Here is a 22548-nt window from a genome sequence, read left to right on the forward strand (position 1 = left end):
CCATCGCGGACAGCGTTCCAGGCGATGGCGGACACGTTGCGCGGGTGTCCTGAGTGACGCTCAAATCGTAGCCGAAGTGTCCGCCATCAGCGTGGAATGGCGGTCGGCGCGGCCGGCTCAGACGGCCTTGGTGAGCTTGCGCATCGACTCGCCCTTGAGGGCTATCTTGTGCGAGCCGTGCACGATGCGGTCCAGGATGGCGTCGGCCAGCGTGGGCTCGTCCAGCCAGGCGTGCCAGGCCGTCACCGGCAACTGGCTGGTGATGAGCGTCGAGCGCGTGCCCACCCGGTCGTCCAGCAATTCCAGCAGGTCGTTTCGCTCGTGCGCGGCAATCGGCGCGATGCCGAAGTCGTCCAGGATGAGCAGGTCCAGCCGCGCCAGTTGCGCCAGCCGTTTGCCCAGGCTGCCATCGCCGTGGGCCACGTGCAGCTCCTGCAGCAGCCGTGGCGCGCGGGTGTAGAGCACCGAGAAGCCCAGGCGCGCGGCCTGCTGCCCCAGTGCGCAGGCGAGCCACGTCTTGCCGCACCCGGTGGCGCCGGTGAGCAGCACGTTGTGGCCATGGCGCAGCCAGTCCCCGCCGGCCAGGCTGGTGATGACCTCTCGGCTCAGGCCCCGGCTGGCGCGCCAGTCGATGTCCTCCAGGCAGGCACTGGAGACCTTCAGGCGGGCCGCCTTCAACAGGCGCTCCAGGCGCTTGCTGTCACGCCAGTCCACCTCGCGCTGCACCAGCAGCGCCAGGCGTTGTTCAAAGGGCAGCTCGCTGGCCGTGATGTGGGTGGCCGCGTCGCTGAGGGCGGCCACCATGCCGTCCAGGCGCAGGGCGCGCAGTTGGTTCAAGGTCTGTTCGTTGAGCATGGTTCTTCCTTGTTAGGTTTGCTTGCACGTTGGAGTTCAGTGGTAGTAGCCCGGCCCGCGCACGTTCTCGTGCAGCGGCAGGCTCGCCTGTGCGGCCATCGGCGCATCCAGCGGCCGCTGGTCCAGGCCGCAGCCCAGGATGGAGGCGATGCTCTTGTAGGACGGTGAGCGAATCGACTGCGCCCGCGCACAGGCGGCCTCCAGCCGGTCAGCCCCGTACTCACGGCCCAGGCGCATGAGGCCCAGACAGGAGCGGTAACCCTGCTCGGGATGCTGGCGGTGCTCCATCTGCCAGCGCACCACGGCGGCGGTGGCCGCGCCCACGCGCTCACCCCAGGCGATGAGCTTGGCCGGCGTCCACTGCAGGTGCGCCCGGTGCGAGGCCGGCATGTGCTCGGGCGTGGTGGTGTGTGCACCCCGTCGGGGATTGAGGGCGTGGGCGGCCACGCGTTTGCTGCCGTGCAGGACTTCGAGCGTGCCGGCCGTGATGCGCAACTCCACCGGCTCACCCACCAGGGCGTGGGGCACCGAGTAGTAGTGGCCATCGAGCTCAACGTGGTAATCGATGTTGACGCGGGCGGGTTTGAAGCGCGCGATGGGCATGCGCACCGGCGGCAGGGGGCGCAGGGCTGGCCGGTCGAGTTCGGCGAAGGCGCTAGTGCGGTTGCCCGGCAGCTTCTTGAACGCGCGCTGGTTCAAGTCCACCAGCAAGGCGGCAATCGCCCGGTTGAGCTCGGCCAGGCTGAAGAAGGTCTGGTGGCGCAGCCTGGCCAGAATCCAGCGCTCGACCACCTGCACAGCGACCTCCACCTTGGGTTTGTCGCGTGGCTTGGCCGGGCGCGCGGGCATCACGGCCAGGCTGTAGTGCGCACAGAGCTCTTCGAGCAGGCGGTGCGCGGTGGGCTCGTAACGGTCGGGTCGGGCCATGAGGGCGCGCGGCTGGTCAGGCACCAGCAGGCGGGGCACGCCGCCGATGAACTCCAGCGCGCTAATGATGCTGGCCACCCAGTCGGTGGCCTTCTGGCTGGCGGTGGCGCAGGCGTAGGTGTAGTTCGATGCGCCCAGCACGGCCACGAAGACCTGGGCCTGGCGTATCTCGCCAGTGTCAGCATCCACCACGGGAACGGTCTGGCCGGCGTAGTCCACAAAGAGCTTGTCACCGCCCGTGTGGGTCTGGCGCATGGAGCGCTGCAGGCGCCGGGCCCAGGCCTTGTACTTCTCGCAGAAGGCGCTGTACTTGTACGCCTGCCCGCTGTGCTGTTGCTGGTATTCCTCCCAAAGCAACTGCAGCGTCACGCCAGGTCGGCGCAGTTCGCGGTGGATGTGGGCGTGGTCGGGTTCAAGGTGCCGGGACTCGCGCGCCACGGGTGGCTTGTAGAGCCGGGCCTGGAGTTCGTCGTCGTTCAGGCTCTGGGCCAGTGCCCAGTCCACGCCGGCCACGCGCGCGTAGCTGGCTATCTCGCTGACAGTGGATTTGGAGATGCCGAGAGCGGCACCGATTTGACGGGTGCTCAAGGCCCCGCGGTGCAGCAGTTGCAGTGTGTGTCGTAGTTTGCTCATGGTGACCCTGGGTGTGGGCATCGCTGGTTCCGGTCAAAAAACCGGGCAGCGTATGCCGCGTTCGGGTCACTCGGAACACCCCGCAGGTGTCCGCCATCAGTTTGGAATGCTGTCCGCCTTCAGCGTGGAACGGTGTCCGCCATCACGCTGGAACACTGTCCGCCATCAGCATGGAATCGTGTCCGCCATCGCGTGGAATACGCAGCTGGGGGAAACCGTGCGCGGCACCTGCACCCTGCCGGATGCGCCCGTCCTGGCCCTGCCGCACCCCAGCCCGCGCAACAACGGTTGGCTCAAGCGCCACCCGTGGTTCGAGTCCGAGTTGCTGCCGCTGGTGCGGGCACGCGTGGCGACCGTGCTGGCGGTTTAGAGCAAAACAGGGCTCTAGCGCTTACCCCATAAGCGCTAGCAGCTATCGAAACAGAAGCATCTACTGCGAGAGCACATCCGCCCCCGCGGGCGGCTTGAACTGGAAGGTGCCTGCCGGCAGCGCCGGGTTGAGCTGCATGCCGGTGAAGCGGATCAGCGAGCGCTGCCCAAAGCTGTCCAGGATGTCCAGCGCCGCCAGTTGCTCCCCCGCGAAGCCCACGCGCACGCTCTTGAGCTGGCCGTCCTTGGCCTTGGGCGTAGCCAGCACCCACTGCAGGCCGTCCTGCTCGGGCGCCGACTCCAGCGCGAAGTCGGCGCGCAGCGCCGCCAGGTCGGGCGCGGACGCGAGCAGCGCCGCGGGCGTGCTGCCCAGCGCCTTGGATTGCGTGCGCTGGGTCACCTGGTTCAAGTCAGCGTCGTACAGCCACAGGGTCTGCCCATCGGCCACGATGAGCTGCTCGAACGGCTTGCGGTAATGGAATTTGAAGCGCCCTGGACGCTGGAACTCAAAACTGCCGCTGGAGGTCTTGGTGCGGCCCGCCTGGCCGTCCTTGGGCGGCGAGGTCACGGTCTGCGTGAACTCGGACCGGCCGCTCTGTGCGGACTTCATGAAGGTTTCAAGGCTTTTCAGGCCGTCAGCCCAGGCGCAACCAGCGCCAGCAGCTATCAGAATCGCAGCAATTATTTTCTTCAACACCATTTCTCCATGCAAGCGGTTGCGTGGACAGCGGGCCAGGGAGCGTGCCCAGGCAGCTTTACTCGCTGCGCGCGGGCACCAGCACCTCGCGCTGGCCGCTGGCGGTGAGTGCGCTCACCAGGCCGGCCTTCTCCATGTCTTCGAGCAGGCGCGCGGAGCGGTTGTAGCCAATGCGCAGCTTGCGCTGCACGTAGGAGATGCTGGCCTTGCGGTCTTTCAGCACCACCTCCACGGCCTGGTCGTACATGGGGTCCTTCTCGCCGCCGCCTTCGCTGTCGCCAAAGCCGAAGCCGCTGTCGTCGCCCTCGACGGTACCGCCTTCCAACACCCCTTCGATGTAGTCCGGCTCCCCTTGTTCCTTCAAGTAGCTGACGACGCGGTGCACCTCGTCATCGGAGACGAAGGCGCCGTGCACGCGGATGGGCAGGCCCGTGCCGCTGGCCATGTAGAGCATGTCGCCCATGCCCAGCAAGGCCTCGGCGCCCATCTGGTCCAGGATGGTGCGGCTGTCGATCTTGCTGCTGACCTGGAAAGCTATACGCGTGGGGATGTTGGCCTTGATCAGGCCGGTGATCACGTCCACGCTGGGGCGCTGCGTGGCCAGAATCAAATGGATGCCGGCAGCGCGCGCCTTCTGCGCCAGGCGGGCGATGAGCTCCTCGATCTTCTTGCCCACGACCATCATCAGGTCGGCCAGCTCGTCGATCACCACCACGATGTGCGGCAGCCGCTCCAGCGGTTCCGGGCTCTCCGGTGTGAGGCTGAAGGGGTTGGGGATGTGCTCCTCGCGCGCCTTGGCGTCGTCTATTTTCGTGTTGTAGCCCGCGAGGTTGCGCACGCCCAGCTTGCTCATGAGCTTGTAGCGGCGCTCCATTTCGGCAACGCACCAGTTCAGGCCATGGGCGGCCTGCTTCATGTCGGTGACCACCGGCGCGAGCAGGTGCGGAATGCCCTCGTAAACCGACATTTCCAGCATCTTGGGGTCGATCATCAGCAGGCGCACGTCGCGCGCCTCGGCCTTGTAGAGCAGCGACAGGATCATGGCGTTGATCCCCACCGACTTGCCCGAGCCCGTCGTGCCCGCCACCAGCACGTGCGGCATCTTGGCCAGGTCCGCCACCACGGGCGCGCCCACGATGTCCTTGCCCAGGCCCATGGTCAGCAGGCTCTTGGCGTCGTGGTAGACCTGCGAGCCCAGGATCTCCGACAGGCGGATGGTCTGGCGTTTGGCGTTGGGCAGTTCCAGCGCCATGAAGTTCTTGCCAGGAATGGTCTCGATCACGCGGATGGACACCAGCGACAGCGAACGCGCCAGGTCCTTGGCCAGATTCACGATCTGCGAGCCCTTCACGCCCGTGGCGGGCTCGATCTCGTAGCGCGTGATCACCGGGCCGGGCATGGCGGCCACCACGGTGACGTCCACGCCGAAGTCCTTGAGCTTCTTCTCGATCAGGCGGCTGGTCATCTCCAGCGTCTCGGGCGACACCGTCTCCTGGCGCGCCTGCGCGGCGTCCAGCAGGTCCACCTGCGGCAGGTTGCTGTCGGGCATCTCGCTGAACAGGGGTTTCTGGCGCTCCTTCACCACGCGGGTGCTCTGCACCACATCGGACAGCACGGGCTCGATGATGGTGACAGGCTGCGGGTGCTGCACCTCAATCTCGTGGCGCTCTTCCTGCACCACTTCCTCGCGCTCGCGCGCGGCGCGCCGTCCCACGGCCACGTCCTTGGCCTTCTCGCGCCGCGCCCGGCCGCGCTGCACCAGCGCATCGATGCGCCCACCCAGGCGCTCGGCCAGATGTCCCCAGGAGAAACGGAACACCAGCGCCGCGCCCAGCACGACCACCACCACGCCGGCCAGGCCCGAGCCCGTGAACCCGAGCCAGCGCACGGCCAGCGGCCCCGTCATATAGCCCAGCATGCCGCCCGCATGGCCGGGCAGCAGGGCTTCGAACCGGTACAGCCGCGACCATTCCAGTGCCGTGCTGGCGCACAGCAGCAGCGCCAGGCCGCCCCAGAATACGCCGCGGCGCTGCCACGGCGCGTGGCCTGCGGCGCCATCGCCGCGCATCCAGCGCGCCAGCGACGCAAACCAGGCGCGCACGCCCGCGGCGACGCACCACCAGACGGAAAAGCCCAGCACGAAGTAGCTGCCGTCGGCGAGCCACGCCCCGAGCCTGCCCACCCAATTGGACAGCGGCTGTCCATTGCCCGCACCCGATGTGGACCAGGCCGCATCCTGCGCGGAATAGCTCACGAGGGCCAGCAGCCAGAACACCAGGCCCAGCAGGCCCAGCACCAGGCCGATCTCATGGCCGAAGCGCGCCGCGCCGGTGCGTGGCGCCGACTTGCTGGAGGAAGAAGCGTTCAGGGTGTTGAGGGAGTACGTCATGGGATAAGAGCGCGCAAGCTTACCCCATGCCGACGACGCGTCTGTGCGCCGTGCGCTGCGTGCGGCAGCCCGCCCCAGGCCTGCCGGCTGCGCGCCTTTTTGTCACTGCGCTGCGCCAGCGCAAAGGCCGATACGCCCGCCCCGGCCGTGTTATTCATGGCTTCTTACAATGGCCGCGATTGAAAACCCGACCGCAGGCGCCCGCGCGGACCGGTTGATACTGGGGGGCCCGGCCCCAGGTTCTTACGGGGCACGCCGGTCGCCCGGCATAACAAAACCTTACTTTTCAGCCATGTCCACTACCCAACACGCCAAAGTCATGATCCTCGGCTCCGGCCCGGCGGGCTACACCGCCGCGGTGTACGCCGCGCGCGCCAACCTCAACCCCGTGCTCATCACGGGCCTGGCCCAGGGCGGCCAGCTCATGACCACGACCGAGGTGGACAACTGGCCCGCCGACGTGCACGGCGTGCAGGGCCCCGAGCTGATGCAGCGCTTCCAGGAACATGCCGAGCGCTTCAAAACGCAGATCGTGTTCGACCACATCAGCCAGGTGGACCTGTCCAAGCGCCCCTTCACCCTTACGGGCGACAGTGGCACCTACACCTGCGACTCCCTCATCATCGCCACGGGTGCATCGGCCAAGTACCTGGGCCTGCCCTCCGAGGAAGCCTTCATGGGCAAGGGCGTGTCCGCCTGCGCCACCTGCGACGGCTTCTTCTATCGCGAACAGGACGTGTGCGTGGTCGGCGGCGGCAACACCGCCGTGGAGGAAGCGCTGTACCTGTCCAACATCGCTCGCAAGGTGACGCTGGTGCACCGCCGCGACAAGTTCCGCGCCGAGCCCATCCTGATCGACAAGCTCATGGAGAAGGTGGCGGCCGGCAAGATCGAGCTCAAGACCTTCTTCACGCTGGACGAAGTGCTGGGCGACGCCACCGGCGTGACCGGCATCCGCCTCAAGCACACCGAAGACGGCCATACCGAGGACATCGCGCTGCAAGGCTGCTTCATCGCCATCGGCCATGCGCCCAACACCGACATCTTCCAGGGCCAGCTGGCGATGGAAAACGGCTACATCGTGACGCAGGGCGGCCTCAAGGGCTTTGCCACGCAGACCAGCGTGCCGGGCGTGTTCGCCGCCGGCGACGTGCAGGACCATGTGTACCGCCAGGCCATCACCAGCGCCGGCACGGGCTGCATGGCCGCGCTGGACGCGCAGCGCTTCCTGGAACAGCAGGAATAACGCACTAAGCCCTGCCCACCCGGCTCCTGCAGGTTTCGGCATGCAGGGGCTTTTTGATATTCGGGCTATAATGCGCGGCTTTGCCAAATCCTGCGCCTGCAAATTGCAGCGCAAAGGCTGCGGCGACCGGGTTACCGCCACCCGTTCAAACTGGCGAGGTGAGGCTGACCGGCACGCTCCTGCTCTCGCGGGACTTCAGCGCCGGCAGCCGTTGCAACTATCGGAGTGTCCTGATGGCACGCGTATGTGAAGTAACGGGCAAGAAGCCCATGGTGGGAAACAACGTCTCCCACGCCAACAACAAGACCAAGCGCCGTTTCCTGCCCAACCTGCAGTACCGCCGTTTCTGGGTGGAAAGCGAGAACCGTTGGGTGCGCCTGCGCGTGTCCAGCGCCGCTCTGCGCCTGATCGACAAGAACGGTATCGACTCCGTGCTCGCAGACATGCGTGCCCGTGGCCAAGCCTAATTTCCTCAAGGAGAACAACCATGGCTTCCAAAGGCGGACGCGAAAAGATCAAGCTGGTGTCCACGGCCGAAACCGGTCACTTCTACACCACCACCAAGAACAAGAAGACGATGCCTGAGAAGATGTCGATCATCAAGTTCGACCCCAAGGCTCGCAAGCACGTCGAGTACAAGGAAGCCAAGCTGAAGTAATTCGGCCCGGCTCCTGTCAAAAAGCCGCCCGGCGTTGCGCCCGGCGGCTTTTTTCATGTCCAGCGTGGGCATAAAAAACCGCGGCACCCTTTCGGGTCGCCGCGGTACTGCGGTCAGAAGAGCCAGCCGCCGCGTCGCTCAGGCGTGGGCCGCGCGCAGCTTCAGCGAAAACTCCTTGAGCGCCGCGATGCCGCTGGCCTCGGCCCGCTGGCACCAGGCTTGCAGGTCTGCGGTCAGCTGATCGCGCGACTGCGAGGTGTTGAGCCAGAGCTGGCGCAGCTCCTCGCGCATGGTGACCATCTTGTCGAGTACGGGGTGCGCCGCACGCACTTCGGCCAGCGTCGGCTGTGCCTGCGCAGGGACCTTCTCGGCGTCGCGGTGCAGCCAGCGCTTGGCGCGCTTGAGGGCCGACACGTCGGCCTTGCGCGCCTTGAGCGCGGCGATCTCGTCCTTGCAGGCCTGGCGCACGCCGCGTGCATAGCCAGCCATGACCTCGTAGCGGTTGGCGATGAGCGCCTCCAGCGTCTTTTCGTCGGCCACCGGCTTCACGGCGCCCAGGCGCAGCTTGGGCGGCACCTTCTTGACCTTGGCCCAGCCCAGGCGCTGCAACGCGCTGATGTAGAGCCACCCCACGTCGAACTCGTACGGCTTGACCGAGAACTTCGCGGCCGTCGGATAGGTGTGGTGGTTGTTGTGCAGTTCTTCACCGCCAATCACAAGGCCCCAGGGCACGAGGTTGGTGGAGGCGTCCTGCGCCTCGAAGTTGCGGTAACCCCAATAGTGGCCCACGCCGTTGACCACGCCCGCGGCCCAGAACGGGATCCACGCCATCTGCACGGCCCACACGGCGGCGCCCACGGCGCCGAACAGCACCAGGTTGATGACCAGCATCAGCCCCACGCCCTGCCAGGTGAAGCGGCTGTAGACGTTGCGCTCCATCCAGTCGTCCGGCGTGCCATGGCCGAACTTCTTCAGCGTCTCGGCGTTGGCCGCCTCGGCACGGTACAGCTCGGCCCCGCGCCACATCACGGCGCGCAGGCCGCGCGTCTGCGGGCTGTGGGGGTCGTCGGGCGTCTCGCACTTGGCGTGGTGCTTGCGGTGGATGGCCACCCATTCCTTGGTGACCATGCCCGTGCCCAGCCACAACCAGAAGCGGAAGAAATGCGCAGGCACAGGCCCCAGGTCCAGCGCACGGTGCGCCTGCGAGCGGTGCAGGAAGATCGTCACCGCCGCGATCGTGATGTGGGTGGTGGCCAGGGTGTAGAGCACGATCTGCCACCAGGCCAGGTCCCACACGCCATGCGCCAGCCAGTCGAGCGCGGTATTCCACGCGGCGCTATCAAACAACATACAAACCTCGATCCACTATCCAATACCGCCGCACAGCCGGCGGCGTTCCACATTGTCGGGAGCCGTCCCCGCGGACCGGAACATGCCCGGCCGCCAGGATGGCTTCGCGTTGCGTGCCAACGCGTAGGAAAGTTACGCGCGGCGGGTCCAGACGGCAGCGAAGAAACCGTCCGTCTGGTGCAGATGAGGCCACAGCCGCAGATATCCAGTGCCGCTGGCGCCGCCATGGCACAGGCGTGCGGCATCGGGCACCTTCAGCTGCGTGAGCAGCGCGCCGGCGTCCTGCGGCTCGAAATCGGCATGCGCCGCGCCGAAGGCTTCGGCAATGGCCTCGTTTTCCTGCGGCAGCACGCTGCACGTGGCATAGACCAGCCGCCCGCCAGGTTTGACCAGGCGCGCCGCGCTTTCCAGGATGGCGGTCTGCTTGCCGGCCAGCTCCCGCAGCGCCTCGGGCGATTGGCGCCACTTCAGGTCGGGGTTGCGGCGCAGCGTGCCCAGGCCCGAACAGGGGGCGTCCACCAGCACGCGGTCGATCTTGCCGGCCAGGCGTTTGACGCGCTCGTCGCGCTCGTGGGCGATGGCCGCGGGGTGCACGTTGGACAGGCCCGAGCGCGCCAGGCGGGGCTTGAGCGCCTCCAGCCGGTGGGCCGACACGTCGAAGGCGTACAGCCGCCCCGTGCTGCGCATGGCCGCGCCGATGGCCAGCGTCTTGCCGCCGGCACCGGCGCAGAAGTCCACCACCATCTCGCCGCGCTTGGCGTCCAGCAGCAGCGCGAGCAACTGCGAGCCCTCGTCCTGCACCTCGATGGCGCCGCGCGTGAACGCGTCCAGCTTGGTGAGCGCAGGCTTGCCGGCGATGCGCAGTCCCCAGGGAGAGTAGGGTGTCACTACCGATTTGATAGCTGCTTGCGCAAGCTCCTTCTGCACCTGGTCGCGTTTTTCCTTCAAGGCATTGACGCGCAGGTCCAATGGCGCAGGCTGCGCCAGGCTGTCGGCCAGGGCCCAGAAGCCGCTCTCGCCCAGCTGCTCCTTGAGCGGCGCCACCAGCCATTCGGGCAGGTTGTGGCGGTGCGGCGCCAGCAGGTCTTCAGGACGCACGGCGTCGCACTGGTCCAGCCAGGACTTTTCCTGCTCTGTCAGCGCGCTCTTGACGAAGTCGCGCGGGCCGTGAAAGCCCAGGATGGCCAGGCGCCGCTCCTTGGGGCCCGCGCCCGAGCGCGCCAGCTGCTCGAACAGCAGCTTCTTGCGCAGGACGTTGTAGACGGTTTCGGCCAGCGTGGCGCGCTCGCGCGGGCCCAGGCCGCGGTGCTCGCGGAAGTAGCGCGAGACCACGGCGTCGGCCGGGTGTTCAAAAGTAAGGACCAGCCTGACGAGTTCCGCGCAGGCGTCCACAAGGGCTTTGGGATGCATGGCGTGATTGTCCCATCTCGCGCCCGCATCATCCGCCGCCGCCTCAAGCCCCTCCGGGCCCGGCGTGCACGGGCTCAAACGCCTGGCGCTCGATGTCCTCCAGCGCCGCCGTGTCACCGGCCGCGAGCACCAGCAGCTGTCCCGGCAGTTCCAGCTCGCTCTCCAGACGGCGGCACAGGGCAAAGCGCGCCTGCGCATCCAGACCGTGCAATTGCACGAACAGCAGGTAGGTGCGCCGCTGGGGCATGGCGCGCAGTTGCTTGCACACCAGCCAGGCGCGCGCCACCGCGCGGTGCAGGGCCAGTTCGGCCTGCAACTCGCCGAGCTCGAACGCGCTCAGATCGTGGCGCGTCACGCGCTGGAAGAAGGGCGTGTCGTACAGCTCCTCCAGGGCGGCATCCTCCACCTCCTCCGCCTGGCGCACGCGCTCGCGCCAGCGCTTGAGGGCCTCGGCGTCATAGTCCCCACCGGCCTCGGTACGCTGCTCCAGCGCCTGCACCGCGCCCCGGGCCGCACCCCAGCGATGGGTGGGACTGCCGTCCCACAATGCCTCGCAACAGCGCAGGCGCGCCGCGGCGTCCTGTGGCGGCAGACTGTCGGCCAGCCCGAGCAGCGCACCCACATGGGCGGGTTCGCGCGCCAGCACGCGCTCGTACAGCGGCTGCACGGCGGCCTGCGGGTCCAGCCGGCGCATCAACCGCGCCAGCTCCACGGTCTCGGTGGCGCTGTTGCCGGCCTGGGTGGACTGCAGGGTGCGCACGCGCTCCTGCGCCCGCTGCAGGCGGGCGTGGTGCTGCTTCCACACCGTGGCGTTGGCCTTGCACCACTGGTCATCGAAGTGCGCCATCCAGCCGCGCGCCTGCGCCCCCAGCAGCGACAGCGCCCCGCGCTGCGACCACGGCGGCAGCGTGGGGCGCCCACCCGTGAGCGCCTGCACCCGGTCGCGCAGCACGGGATGGGTGTCGTCCACGCCACTCAGGCGCCGTACCGCTTCGCGCAGCGCCATCTGGGCGAAGGCCGGCTCCGGCGGCAGTGCCAGCAGGCGCTGCATGGCGCCGTAGGGCCCGGCGGGCAACGGCTGGGACAGCGCGCCCTGCCAGTGCTGGCGCCAGAACTGCTCGCCCAGCCAGGCGCCCTTGATCTCGACCTCGGTGAGCGCGGCGGCCACCTCATCCTGGCCCAGCAGGCGCGCGGCGATGCGGTCGGCCTCGTATTCGTCCTGGCGGGCCAGGGCGAAGGTCTTGGCGGCAAAGCGCGGCCAGTACCAGTCCAGGAACGCCCGCGTGGCCACGGCCATGGGGCCCTCATCGTCCTGCATGCCCTCATGCAGGCGGCGCCAGCTCAGGCGGGTGCGGTAGATCCAGGCCGCAAATCGCCCGTGGTCGCCACGCAGGTGGCCGTACTCGTGGGCCAGCACCGCCAGCAGGCGCTTTTTGTCCAGCGCCATGAGCAGCGGCAGACCGAGCGTGAGCTGATTGCGCGCACCGCCCAGCACACCCCAGCGGGGCTCCTGGCGGATGCTGGCGTTGAAGTCATCGTCCAGATACACCTCGTGGATGGGCGGCCCCTTGATCTTGCGGCGGATGCGCTCCAGCGCATCGAACAGCGCCGGCGCCTCACGCGCGGTGATCTGTACGCCCTGGGGCGGGCTGCGCGGCACCCACAGTGCACGCAGGCTCAGCCATAACAGGCCGCACGCGGCCATCACAATCCATACCCAGGCGAAGCGGAACTTGCCGTGGAGGAGTTGGGGCACCACCCACACCAGCATGCCCACGGCCAGCGCCAGGCAGCCCAGCACCCAGGCGTAGCCCAGCGCCGCAAAGGCGGCCACGCCGCGGCGGTAGGCACGGCTGTCGTCGGCGCTGGCCATCTCGCTCATGCGCACCATGTGTATGAAGTCCGCCTTCTCCATCAACCGCCCTCCCGTTGTGATGCGTATTTTTTCCACCGCGAATGCTATCCATGAACGATGAACTGCCACCCCTGGTTTGCACACCCCCCGGCCGCTATCGCCACTACAAAGGCGGGCTGTACGAGGTGCTCGGCACGGTACGCCACAGCGAGACGCTGGAGCCCATGACCCTGTACCGCGCGCTGTACGGCGAGCAGGGTCTGTGGGTGCGCCCGGCCGCCATGTTCAACGGGACGGTGGTGGTCGATGGCCGCGAGCAGCCGCGCTTCGCCGCGTGCGTGGGCACACCCGAGGATTGAAGACAAATACGGCCCTTGCGCTTATCCATCAAGCGGCAGCAGCTCCTCTTTCAATAGCAAACACCACCTACTGGCTGCGCGCGCGGCCCGGCACCCCGGCCCTCCCTTGTCCTACGCCGGCGCCCAAAGGCGGGCACTACGGTGTAGTCAGGACGACAAGCGGCGGCGTGCGCAGGCGAGCCCCGTGCGCCGCGGAAAGGAGCCTTCCATGGACTATCTGCTGCAGGGAATGTTTGGCGAGCGGTCGCTGACCAAGGTGGCCGCCGTGTTCAACGACCGCGCCGACGCGCAGGCGATGGTGGCGCGGCTGCAAAGCCTGCCCGGTATGGCGCCCGGCCAGGTGCGCATGCTGGGGCCGGAGGATGCGCGGGAAGACCATGCCGAGCACTTCGGCCGCACGCTGGAGCCGGAGCAGCGCGGTATCTTCCGCACGATGATCCGCGCCCACGTGGTGACCGGTTTCGCGGGCGGCGTGCTCGGCCTGCTGCTCTACGCGTGGCTGCTGCGCTCGGGCACCCCGCTGATCGCCAGCAGCCCACTGCTGGCCTGCATCACGGTGGTGGGCTTTTGCACCACCTTCGGCCTGTTGGCCGGCGGCCTCGTCACCATGCGCCCCGACCACGTGGGGCTGATCGCCGAGGTGCGTGAAGCCCTGGAGCAGGGCCACTGGGCGGTGGTGGTGCACCCGACCGACACCGCACAGACACGGCAGGCGCGTGCGTTGCTGCAGGATGGCGGCGGCGCGCAGGTGGCGCGCACGCTGTGAGCGTGCCGCCCGGGCGGCTTGCAAGCAAATCACGCTCCAGCGCACGCCCCATCAGCGCTAAAAGCTATCGATTTGCGAGCAAATGCGCCAGCACGGCGCGTGGATAGATCAGGTGTTCCTGCGTGAGCACGCGGGCGGCCAGCGCGTCGGCCGTATCACCCGGCAACACGGGCACCACCGCCTGGTCCAGGATGGGGCCCACGTCCAGTTCTGCCGTGACCTCGTGCACCGTGCAGCCGGCGAACCTGCATCCAGCGTCGATGGCGCGCTGGTGCGTGTGCAGGCCCGTGAAGGCCGGCAGCAGCGAGGGGTGGATGTTGACCAGCCGGCCCGCGAAGTGGTCCACGAACCCGGGGGTGAGGATGCGCATGAAGCCGGCAAGCACCACCAGGGACGGCTCGTAAGCGTCGATGGCCTGGGCCAGCGCGGTGTCGAACGCCTCGCGCGAGGGATAGGCCTTGTGGTCCAGCACCTGGGTGGCAATGCCCTGCTCGCGCGCCAGCGCCAGGCCCTTGGCATCGGCCTTGTTGCTCAGCACCGCGGCCACACGGATGCCGTGGCGGCCCGCCCAGTCCTGCTGCTGCGCGGTGCGCACGATGGCCGCCATGTTGGAGCCGCCGCCGGAGATCAAAATCACGATGTTCTTCATTTGCCGGAAATTATCCCCTGCCCATGCCCTTTGACGCCCGCACCCGCCCCCTGACCGCGCCGCAAGCGCGCGTGCTTGCCACGCTGCTGGAAAAGTCCCGCACCGTGCCCGACAGCTATCCCCTCACCCTCAACAGCCTGCTGGCCGGCTGCAACCAAAAGAGCAGCCGCGATCCGGTCATGCAACTCACCGAGAGCGAGGTGCAGCAGGCGCTGGATGATCTGCGCCAGCAGACGCTGGTGCTGGAGATCGGCGGCGCGCGCGTGGCGCGCTGGGAGCACAACTTCACCCGCGGCGTGGGCGTGCCCGACCAGTCCGCCGCGCTGCTGGGCCTGCTGATGCTGCGCGGCCCGCAAACCGCGGGCGAGCTGCGCATCAATGCCGAGCGCTGGCACCGGTTTGCCGATATCTCCTCGGTCGAGGCCTTCCTGGACGAGCTGCAGTCGCGCTCCGATGACAAGGGCGGGCCGCTGGTCACGCTGCTGCCGCGCGCACCGGGCGCGCGCGAGCCGCGCTGGGCTCACCTGCTGTGCGGCCCTGTGGATGCCAGCCTCGTGCAGACAGCCAGCCTGCCCGCCACGCGCAATGAGGAAGACGGCGCACTGGCCCCGCGCGTACAGGCCCTGGAGGAAGAAGTCGCCACGCTGCGCGCCACGGTGCAGCGCCTGTGCGAGCAACTGGGCGTGGCCGAGCACTGACCTCGCCAAGACCCCGCCCCTGTCACGGTTCGGACAGGGCTGAAAAGCACGCCCGTGCTACAACGGCGGCTTCACAGGAGACAGCACATGGACCTTGCATTCACCCCCGAAGAGCAGGCATTCCGCGAGGAAATTCGCGCCTGGGTGCGCACCCACCTGCCCCAGGACATCGCACACAAGGTGCACAACGCCCTGCGCCTGACCAAGGACGACATGCAGCGCTGGGCCAAGATCCTCGGCGCCAAGGGCTGGCTGGGCTACGGCTGGCCCCGGGAGTTCGGCGGACCCGGCTGGAACGCCGTGCAAAAGCACTTGTTCGAAGAGGAATGCGCTCTCGCCGGCGCGCCGCGCATCGTGCCCTTCGGGCCGGTGATGGTGGCGCCCGTGATCATGGCCTTTGGCAGCAAGGAGCAGCAACAGCGCTTCCTGCCCGGCATCGCCAGCGGCGAGGTGTGGTGGAGCCAGGGCTACAGCGAGCCGGGCTCGGGCTCGGACCTGGCCAGCCTCAAGACCCGCGCCGAGCGCGTGGGCGACAAGTACATCGTCAACGGCCAGAAGACATGGACCACGCTCGGCCAGTACGGCGACTGGATGTTCAACCTGGTGCGCACCAGCACGGAGGGCAAGCCGCAGACGGGCATCAGCTTCCTGCTGCTGGACATGAAGTCGCCCGGCGTCACCGTGCGGCCCATCAAGCTGCTGGATGGCGAGTGCGAGGTCAACGAGGTGTTCTTCGACAACGTCGAGGTGCCTGCCGACCAGCTCATCGGCGAGGAGAACAAGGGTTGGACCTACGCCAAGCACCTGCTCAGCCATGAGCGCACCAACATCGCCGACGTGAACCGCGCCAAGCGCGAGCTGGAGCGTTTGAAGCGCATCGCCAAGGCCGAGGGCGTGTGGGACGACATGCGCTTTCGCGACCAGATCGCGCTGCTGGAGGTGGACATCGTCGCGCTGGAGATGCTGGTGCTGCGCGTGCTGTCGATGGAAAAGAGCGGCAAGAACCCGCTGGACATCGCCGGCCTGCTGAAGATCCGCGGCAGCGAGATCCAGCAGCGCTATGCAGAGCTGATGATGCTGGCCGCCGGCCCGTTCGCCCTGCCCTTCATCGAGGAAGCCATGGAAGCCGGCTGGCAGGGCGACTTCCCTGGCGGCGTGGCCGCCAACGCCCCGCTCGCCTCCACCTACTTCAACCTGCGCAAGACCACCATCTACGGCGGCAGCAATGAAGTGCAACGCAATATCGTCGCTCAGACCGTGCTGGGTTAAGGAGATAACCATGGATTTCAATTTCTCCGACGACCAGCAGCAACTGCGCGACGCCGTACGCCGCTGGGTGGACAAGGGTTACAGTTTCGAGCGCCGCCGCGCCATCGTGGCCGCGGGCGGATTTGACCGCGCCGCTTACAACGAGCTGGCCGAACTGGGCCTCACGGCCCTCACCGTGCCCGAGGCCCACGGCGGCCTGGGCCAGGGCGCCGTGGATGCCATGGTGGCCATGGAAGAGCTGGGCCGCGGCATCGTGCTGGAGCCGCTGGCGCATGCGTTCATTGCGGCCCGCGTGCTCAGCGAGTGCGCCGACGACAACGTGCAGTCCGCCTGGCTGCCGCGCATCGCCAGCGGCGAAGCCCTGGTGGTGCTGGCCCACCAGGAGCGCAAGGCCCGCTACCGCCTCGATGTTTGCGAGGCAAAAGCGGCTGCAGCGCCCGGTGGATATGCGCTCACAGCTATCAAAAGCGTAGTTCCAGCGGGCGACCAGGCGGACGCCTTCCTCGTGCCCGCACAGCTCGATGGCCGCATCGCGCTGTTCCTGGTGGAACGCAGCGCCGCCGGCGTGGCCACGCGCGGCTACCTCACGCAGGACGGCAGCCGCGCCGCCGAACTGTCGCTGACCCAGGCGCCCGCCACACTCGCCACCGCCGACGGCCTGGCCGCGCTGGAGCTGGCCGTGGACACCGGCATTGCCGCCGCCTGCGCCTACGCCGTGGGCGCCATGGAGCAGACCCTGGCCATCACCGCCGACTACATGAACCAGCGCAAGCAGTTCGGCGTGCCCATCGCCAGCTTCCAGGCGCTGCGCCACCGCATCGCCGACATGAAGATGCAGCTGGAACTGGCGCGCTCCATGAGCTACTACGCCAGCCTGAAGCTGGGCGAGGAAGCCGGCGAGCGCCGCCGCGCCCTGGCCCGCGCCAAGGTGCAACTGGGCCAGTCCATGCGCTTCGTCGGCCAGCAGGCGGTGCAGTTGCACGGCGGCATCGGCGTGACAGACGAGTACATCATCAGCCACTACTTCAAGACGCTCACGCAGCTGGAGATGTCGTGGGGCGACACGCTGCACCACCTGGGCGAGGTGAGCGCGCGCATGCAGGACACGGCGGGGGTGTTTGCCTAAGGGCCCGTCCTCAACCCAAAACGCGGCCCCTGGCCGCGTTTTTTCGGATGCTGCCTGCGTCAGCTCAACAGCCGCGACGACTTGGGCACGTGGGCCATGAGGAACTCCATCTGGTCGGCCAGGATGCGCCGGTTGCGCAGGATGAAGTCTTCCCACAGGCTGGGTACGTAAGGCGTGTACAGCAGCGGCATATGCGCCTGCTCGGGCGTACGCGGGCCCTTGCGGTGGTTGCAGGGGCGGCACGAGGTGACCACGTTCATCCAGTGGTCCACGCCGTTCCTGGCAAACGGCACGATGTGCTCGCGGGTCAGGTCCTGTTCCTGGAAATGCCCTCCGCAGTAAGCGCACACGTTGCGGTCGCGTGCGAACAGCTTGGCGTTGGTGAGGCTGGGGTAGAGGTCGAAGGGGTTGATGTTCGGCACGCCACGCGTACCGATGATGCTGCTCACCGCGATCTGTGACTGCTCGCCGGTGATGGCGTTATGGCCACCGCGAAACAGCGCGACCTGCGCGCCGATCTCCCAGCGCACCTCGCCCGCGGCGTAGTGCGTGACCGCCTGCTCCAGCGTTATCCAGGATTGCGGCAGCCCCTGGGCCGACAGCTTCAAGACCTTCACAACACGCCTCCTGCCATGGAACACAAGAATCGGAACGTTGATGTCTCGCCGGTCGCACTGTGCAGCGCAGCCGGTAGCGCACAATATACTCTTTTTCATGACAAATTGGCGTCAAGCGCTTGATGGACTTGCGCCAGCCGCTATCAAAAGAAAAGCACTGCGATGAAGATCTTCCGCGGCTTCCATCACCCGGAGGTGGCACCGGCCTGCGCCCTCACCATCGGCAATTTCGACGGCGTGCACCGCGGCCACCAGGCCATGCTGGCCCTGCTGAACAGCGAGGCGCAGCACCGCGGCGTGCAAAGCTGCGTGCTGACCTTCGAGCCGCATCCGCGCGACTACTTCGCCGGGGTGCACAAGCGCCCGGATCTCGCGCCCGCGCGCATCGGCACGCTGCGCGACAAGCTGTCCGAGCTGGCGCGCTGCGGCGTGCAGCAGACCATCGTGCTGCCGTTCAACGAAAAGCTGGCACGCCAGGCACCCCAGGCCTTCATCGACGATGTGGTGGTGGGCGGCCTGGGTGCGCGCTACCTGCTGGTGGGCGACGATTTCCGCTTCGGCGCCCAGCGCGCGGGGGACTACGCCATGCTGGACACCGCCGGCCGCGAGCGCGGCTTCGAGGTGGCGCGCATGAACAGCTACGAGGTGCACGGGCTGCGTGTTTCCAGCTCTGCCGTGCGCGACGCCCTGGGCGCCGGCGACATGGAGGAAGCCACTCGCCTGCTGGGGCGCCCGTACGCGATCTCTGGCCACGTGGTGCATGGACGCAAGCTGGGCCGGTCGCTGGGCCGCTCCGCCGCCAGCGGGCCCCACCAGGACGGCTTTCGCACGCTGAACCTGCGCTTTGCGCACTGGAAACCGGCCGCCAGCGGCATCTTCGCGGTACTGGTGCACGGGCTGGACGCCGAGCCCCTGCCCGGTGTGGCCAACCTGGGCGTGCGCCCGTCGCTGGACCCGAGCGACGTGAACGGCGGGCGCGTGCTGCTGGAGACGCATTGCCTGCAGTGGCCCGCTCACCTGGGGGCCGAGGGGGCCTACGGTAAAATCGTGCGCGTGGAACTCCTGCACAAACTGCACGACGAGCTGAAGTACGACAGCCTGGGCGCCCTCACAACCGGCATCGCCAAGGACTGCGATGACGCCCGCGCGTACTTCGCATCCTCCCACGCAGAGACCCGTCGCCAGACCACCCGCGACCGAATTTGACGGGGCCGCCTTCGCCCCGCCAGCGCTTGGCGGGCCGCGCCAGCCCCGCCCTTGTCCTGCCCCCGTGTTTGCCTTTCGGGCCACGCCCGGAACGCCCTTGACCTGAAGGTTCCCATGTCCGACTCCAACCCCAAGAACGCCCCCGCCAGTGCCTACCGCGGCACGCTGAACATGCCCGACACGCCCTTCCCCATGCGCGGCGACCTGCCCAAGCGCGAGCCGGGCTGGGTCAAGGAATGGGACGACAAGGGCATCTACAAGAAGCTGCGCGACGCGCGAAGCGGCGCGCCGAAGTTCATCCTGCACGACGGCCCGCCGTACGCCAACGGCCAGCTGCACATCGGCCACGCGGTAAACAAGATCCTGAAGGACATGATCATCAAGGCGCGCCAGCTCGAGGGCTTTGACGCGATCTACGTGCCGGGCTGGGACTGCCACGGCCTGCCGATCGAGAACGCCATCGAAAAGCTGCACGGCCGCAACCTGCCGCGCGACGAGATGCAGGCCAAGGGCCGCGCGTTTGCCACCGAGCAGATCGCGCAGCAGATGGTGGACTTCAAGCGCCTGGGCGTGCTGGGCGACTGGGACAACCCGTACAAGACCATGAATTTTGCGAGCGAGGCCGGCGAGATCCGCGCGCTCAAGAAGGTCATGGAGCGCGGTTTCGTGTACCGTGGCTTGAAGCCCGTGTACTGGTGCTTCGACTGCGCCTCGTCGCTGGCGGAGTTCGAGATCGAATACCAGGACAAGAAGAGCCAGACGCTGGACGTGGCGTTCAAGGCACATGAGCCGGCCAAGCTGGCCGCTGCCTTCGGCCTGCCCGCCCTGTCCAAGGACGCCTTCGCGGTCATTTGGACCACCACCGCCTGGACCATTCCCGCCAACCAGGCACTGAACCTCAATCCCGAGCTGCCGTACGCACTGGTGGACACCGAGCGCGGCCTGTTCATCGTGGCCGAATCGCTGGTCGAGGCCTGCATGACGCGCTGGGGCCTCACGGGCCAGGTGCTGGCCGTGGTGCCCGGCGAAAAGCTCGCGGGCCTGGAGTTCGAGCATCCGCTGTACGACATGGACGCGGGCTACCGGCGTCTGTCGCCTGTGTACCTGGCCGACTACGCCACTGCCAGCGATGGCACGGGCCTGGTGCACTCCTCGCCCGCCTATGGCGTGGACGACTTCAACTCCTGCGTCGCCCACGGCATGGCCTACGACCAGATCCTGAACCCCGTGCAGGGCAACGGCACCTACGCGGCGGACTTTCCGCTGTTCGGCGGCCAGCACATCTGGAAGGCCGTGCCCGTCATCATCGACGCACTCAAGGTCGCCGGCCGTCTGCTGAACACCACCACCATCACCCACAGCTACCCGCACTGCTGGCGCCACAAGACGCCCGTGATCTACCGCGCCGCGGCGCAGTGGTTCGTGCGCATGGACGAGGGCGAGGGCGTATTCACCGACCCGGCGCAGAAACCCGCACAGACCCTGCGCCAGATCGCGCTGGAGGCCATCGAGCACACGGCCTTCTACCCGGACAACGGCAAGGCCCGCCTGCGCGACATGATTGCCGGGCGGCCCGACTGGTGCATCTCGCGCCAGCGCAGCTGGGGCGTGCCGATCCCGTTCTTCCTGCACCAGGACTCGGGCGAGCTGCACCCGCGCACCATGGAGATCATCGACCGGGCCGCAGAGATCGTCGAGCAGGGCGGCATCGAAGCCTGGAGCCGTGTGACGGCCGAGGAGATCCTGGGCGCGGAGGACGCCAAGCACTACACCAAGAGCACCGACATCCTGGAAGTGTGGTTCGACTCCGGCTCCACCTTCTGGCATGTGATGCGCGGCACCCACCCCACCATGCACCATGACGAGGGTCCCGAGGCCGACCTGTACCTCGAAGGCCATGACCAGCACCGCGGCTGGTTCCACAGCTCGCTGCTGCTGGCCAGCGCCATCTTCGGGCGCGCACCTTACCGCGGCCTGCTCACGCACGGCTTCACGGTGGACGGCCAGGGCAAGAAGATGAGCAAGTCGCTGGGCAACACCGTCTCGCCGCAGGAGGTGAGCGGCAAGCTGGGCGCCGAAATCATCCGCCTGTGGTGTGCCGCCACCGACTACTCGGGCGACCTGGCGATCGACGACAAGATCCTGGCACGTGTGGTGGACGCCTACCGCCGCATTCGCAACACGCTGCGCTTCTTGCTCGCCAACGTGAGCGACTTCGACCCGGCCCAGGACGCCGTGCCGTTCGAGCAGCTGCTGGAGATCGACCGCTACGCCCTCTCGCGCGCGGCGCAGCTGCAGCAGGACATCCTGGCGCACTACAAGGTGTATGAGTTCCACCCCGTGGTCGCCAAGCTGCAGCTGTACTGCTCGGAAGACCTGGGGGGCTTTTACCTCGACGTGCTCAAGGACCGCCTGTACACCACGGCGCCCAAGAGCCTGGCGCGCCGCAGCGCGCAGACCGCCCTCTACCAGATCACCCATGCCATGCTGCGCTGGATGGCGCCGTTCCTGTCCTTCACGGCCGAAGAGGCATGGAAGGTGTTCGGCCAGTCCGAGACCATCTACCTGGAGACCTACCAGACCATTCCCACGGCCGACGAGGGCCTGGCCGCCAAGTGGGAACGCCTGCGTGAGATCCGCGACGCGGTGAACAAGGAGATCGAGACCGTGCGCGCTGCCGGAACCGTGGGCTCGTCGCTGCAGGCTGTGGTCACGCTCACTGCCGCGCCCGAAGACCATGCGCTGCTGGCCAGCCTGGGCGACGACCTGAAGTTCGTGTTCATCGTTTCAGCTACACATTTGGTAGCTGGAAGCGCCCTGCAGATCAGCGTTGCGCCCAGTTTCGATGCCAAGTGCGAGCGCTGCTGGCACTACCGTGCCGACGTGGGCCAGAATCCCGAGCACCCCACGCTCTGCGGGCGCTGCGACAGCAACTTGCATGGCGCCGGTGAAAACCGGGTGCACGCCTGATGGCGCGCGCCGCCGTATCCCGCAGCGCCAGCCTGTGGCCCTGGCTGGCCTGGGCCGTGCTGCTCGTCATTGCCGACCAGTTCACCAAGACGCTGATCCTGGGCTACTACCGCCTGGGCGATGCGACCTACGTGACCAGCTTCTTCAACATCGTGCGGGCGCACAACACCGGGGCGGCGTTCTCCTTCCTGGCCGATGCCGGGGGATGGCAGCGCTGGCTGTTCACGGGCATTGCGCTGGCAACGGCGGTCTTCATCCTGTGGCAGCTGCGCGCCCACCCGGGGCAGAAGCTGTTCTGCTTCGCGCTGTCCAGCATCCTGGGTGGTGCCATCGGCAACGTGGTGGACCGCTTGCAGCATGGCTACGTCGTGGACTTCCTGGACTTTCACCTGCGCGGCTGGCACTTCCCCGCGTTCAACGTGGCCGACTGCGCCATCACCGTGGGCGCGGCCTGCCTGATCCTGGACGAGCTGCTGCGCGTGCGCCGCACCGGCTGACA

General features: G+C 67.7%; 20 protein-coding genes and 1 pseudogene. 12 read left to right on the forward strand and 9 right to left on the reverse strand.

All coding sequences use genetic code 11. The features are described 5' to 3' along the window. Positions 1-117: 117 nt before the first annotated feature. Both istB and istA read right to left on the reverse strand, forming a co-directional pair. A complete protein-coding gene (gene istB / locus BV908_RS01915) occupies positions 118-855 on the reverse strand; it encodes an IS21-like element helper ATPase IstB (protein WP_011805003.1) in 738 nt (245 codons plus the stop codon). A gap of 36 nt (positions 856-891) precedes the next feature. After that, on the reverse strand, positions 892-2436 hold the full coding sequence (gene istA, locus BV908_RS01920) for an IS21 family transposase (protein WP_086250723.1): 1545 nt from the start codon (positions 2434-2436) through the stop codon (positions 892-894). A gap of 220 nt (positions 2437-2656) precedes the next feature. Between istA and BV908_RS01925 the strand changes: the two are divergent. Next, positions 2657-2785: pseudogene (locus tag BV908_RS01925) on the forward strand (uracil-DNA glycosylase family protein); the annotation flags it as partial. A gap of 60 nt (positions 2786-2845) precedes the next feature. Here BV908_RS01925 and lolA read toward each other — a convergent pair. Both lolA and BV908_RS01935 read right to left on the reverse strand, forming a co-directional pair. Further along, complete coding sequence (gene lolA / locus BV908_RS01930; protein WP_011806492.1) at positions 2846-3478, reverse strand: outer membrane lipoprotein chaperone LolA; 633 nt, start codon at positions 3476-3478, stop codon at positions 2846-2848. Between the two features lie 61 nt (positions 3479-3539). Then, the gene (locus BV908_RS01935) at positions 3540-5870 is read right to left on the reverse strand and encodes a DNA translocase FtsK (RefSeq protein WP_015914048.1); all 2331 of its coding nucleotides are present in this window, start codon (positions 5868-5870) and stop codon (positions 3540-3542) included. A gap of 292 nt (positions 5871-6162) precedes the next feature. Here BV908_RS01935 and trxB point away from each other — a divergent pair, with 292 nt between their 5' ends. The 3 genes from trxB (at position 6163) to rpmG (ending at position 7774) form a co-directional block, all read left to right on the forward strand. Next, positions 6163-7116: a thioredoxin-disulfide reductase gene (gene trxB, locus BV908_RS01940; RefSeq protein WP_011806494.1), complete on the forward strand. Its 954-nt coding sequence runs from the start codon at positions 6163-6165 to the stop codon at positions 7114-7116. A 233-nt stretch (positions 7117-7349) separates the two neighbouring features. Further along, positions 7350-7583, forward strand: coding sequence for a 50S ribosomal protein L28 (rpmB, locus tag BV908_RS01945; RefSeq protein WP_003058229.1), 234 nt, complete (start codon positions 7350-7352; stop codon positions 7581-7583). 20 nt (positions 7584-7603) lie between these two features. Continuing rightward, positions 7604-7774, forward strand: coding sequence for a 50S ribosomal protein L33 (rpmG, locus tag BV908_RS01950; protein WP_011806495.1), 171 nt, complete (start codon positions 7604-7606; stop codon positions 7772-7774). A 138-nt stretch (positions 7775-7912) separates the two neighbouring features. Here the strand turns inward: rpmG and BV908_RS01955 are convergent, their stop codons facing one another. From BV908_RS01955 to BV908_RS01965, 3 genes are all read right to left on the reverse strand, one after another. Beyond that, positions 7913-9124, reverse strand: coding sequence for a fatty acid desaturase (locus BV908_RS01955; RefSeq protein ID WP_103737059.1), 1212 nt, complete (start codon positions 9122-9124; stop codon positions 7913-7915). 132 nt (positions 9125-9256) lie between these two features. Then, positions 9257-10534: an RsmB/NOP family class I SAM-dependent RNA methyltransferase gene (locus tag BV908_RS01960; protein WP_015914051.1), complete on the reverse strand. Its 1278-nt coding sequence runs from the start codon at positions 10532-10534 to the stop codon at positions 9257-9259. Positions 10535-10577: 43 nt separating this feature from the next. Beyond that, positions 10578-12449, reverse strand: a complete 1872-nt coding sequence (locus BV908_RS01965; RefSeq protein ID WP_103737060.1) for a M48 family metallopeptidase — start codon at positions 12447-12449, stop codon at positions 10578-10580. 50 nt (positions 12450-12499) lie between these two features. Between BV908_RS01965 and BV908_RS01970 the strand changes: the two genes are divergently transcribed. Next, a complete protein-coding gene (locus BV908_RS01970) occupies positions 12500-12748 on the forward strand; it encodes a DUF1653 domain-containing protein (protein ID WP_103737201.1) in 249 nt (82 codons plus the stop codon). A 208-nt stretch (positions 12749-12956) separates the two neighbouring features. Further along, positions 12957-13514, forward strand: coding sequence for a hypothetical protein (locus BV908_RS01975; RefSeq protein WP_103737061.1), 558 nt, complete (start codon positions 12957-12959; stop codon positions 13512-13514). 64 nt (positions 13515-13578) lie between these two features. On the opposite strand, the gene purN is transcribed toward BV908_RS01975, so the two are convergent. After that, a complete protein-coding gene (gene purN / locus BV908_RS01980) occupies positions 13579-14163 on the reverse strand; it encodes a phosphoribosylglycinamide formyltransferase (RefSeq protein WP_015914055.1) in 585 nt (194 codons plus the stop codon). Positions 14164-14186: 23 nt separating this feature from the next. Here purN and BV908_RS01985 point away from each other — a divergent pair, with 23 nt between their 5' ends. The 3 genes from BV908_RS01985 (at position 14187) to BV908_RS01995 (ending at position 17256) form a co-directional block, all read left to right on the forward strand. Then, complete coding sequence (locus BV908_RS01985) at positions 14187-14861, forward strand: YceH family protein (protein WP_103737062.1); 675 nt, start codon at positions 14187-14189, stop codon at positions 14859-14861. Positions 14862-14948: 87 nt separating this feature from the next. Continuing rightward, a complete protein-coding gene (locus tag BV908_RS01990; RefSeq protein ID WP_015914057.1) occupies positions 14949-16130 on the forward strand; it encodes an acyl-CoA dehydrogenase family protein in 1182 nt (393 codons plus the stop codon). A 10-nt stretch (positions 16131-16140) separates the two neighbouring features. Further along, positions 16141-17256 (forward strand): acyl-CoA dehydrogenase family protein, encoded by a 1116-nt coding sequence (locus tag BV908_RS01995; RefSeq protein WP_047349860.1) that lies wholly within the window; start codon positions 16141-16143, stop codon positions 17254-17256. Positions 17257-17315: 59 nt separating this feature from the next. Here the strand turns inward: BV908_RS01995 and BV908_RS02000 are convergent, their stop codons facing one another. Continuing rightward, the gene (locus tag BV908_RS02000; protein WP_011806507.1) at positions 17316-17873 is read right to left on the reverse strand and encodes an HNH endonuclease; all 558 of its coding nucleotides are present in this window, start codon (positions 17871-17873) and stop codon (positions 17316-17318) included. A gap of 162 nt (positions 17874-18035) precedes the next feature. Here BV908_RS02000 and BV908_RS02005 point away from each other — a divergent pair, with 162 nt between their 5' ends. From BV908_RS02005 to lspA, 3 genes are all read left to right on the forward strand, one after another. Next, positions 18036-19079, forward strand: a complete 1044-nt coding sequence (locus tag BV908_RS02005; RefSeq protein ID WP_011806508.1) for a bifunctional riboflavin kinase/FAD synthetase — start codon at positions 18036-18038, stop codon at positions 19077-19079. A 114-nt stretch (positions 19080-19193) separates the two neighbouring features. Next, positions 19194-22049 carry an isoleucine--tRNA ligase gene (gene ileS / locus BV908_RS02010; RefSeq protein ID WP_103737063.1) on the forward strand — a complete coding sequence of 952 codons (2856 nt, stop codon included), beginning with the start codon at positions 19194-19196 and terminating at the stop codon, positions 22047-22049. Then, positions 22049-22546, forward strand: a complete 498-nt coding sequence (gene lspA / locus BV908_RS02015; RefSeq protein ID WP_103737064.1) for a signal peptidase II — start codon at positions 22049-22051, stop codon at positions 22544-22546. The genes ileS and lspA overlap by 1 nt, the downstream gene beginning before the upstream one ends. Positions 22547-22548 lie beyond the last annotated feature (2 nt).

Origin of the sequence: Diaphorobacter sp. LR2014-1, from assembly GCF_002916785.1 — a bacterium.
Lineage (GTDB): Bacteria > Pseudomonadota > Gammaproteobacteria > Burkholderiales > Burkholderiaceae_C > Diaphorobacter > Diaphorobacter nitroreducens.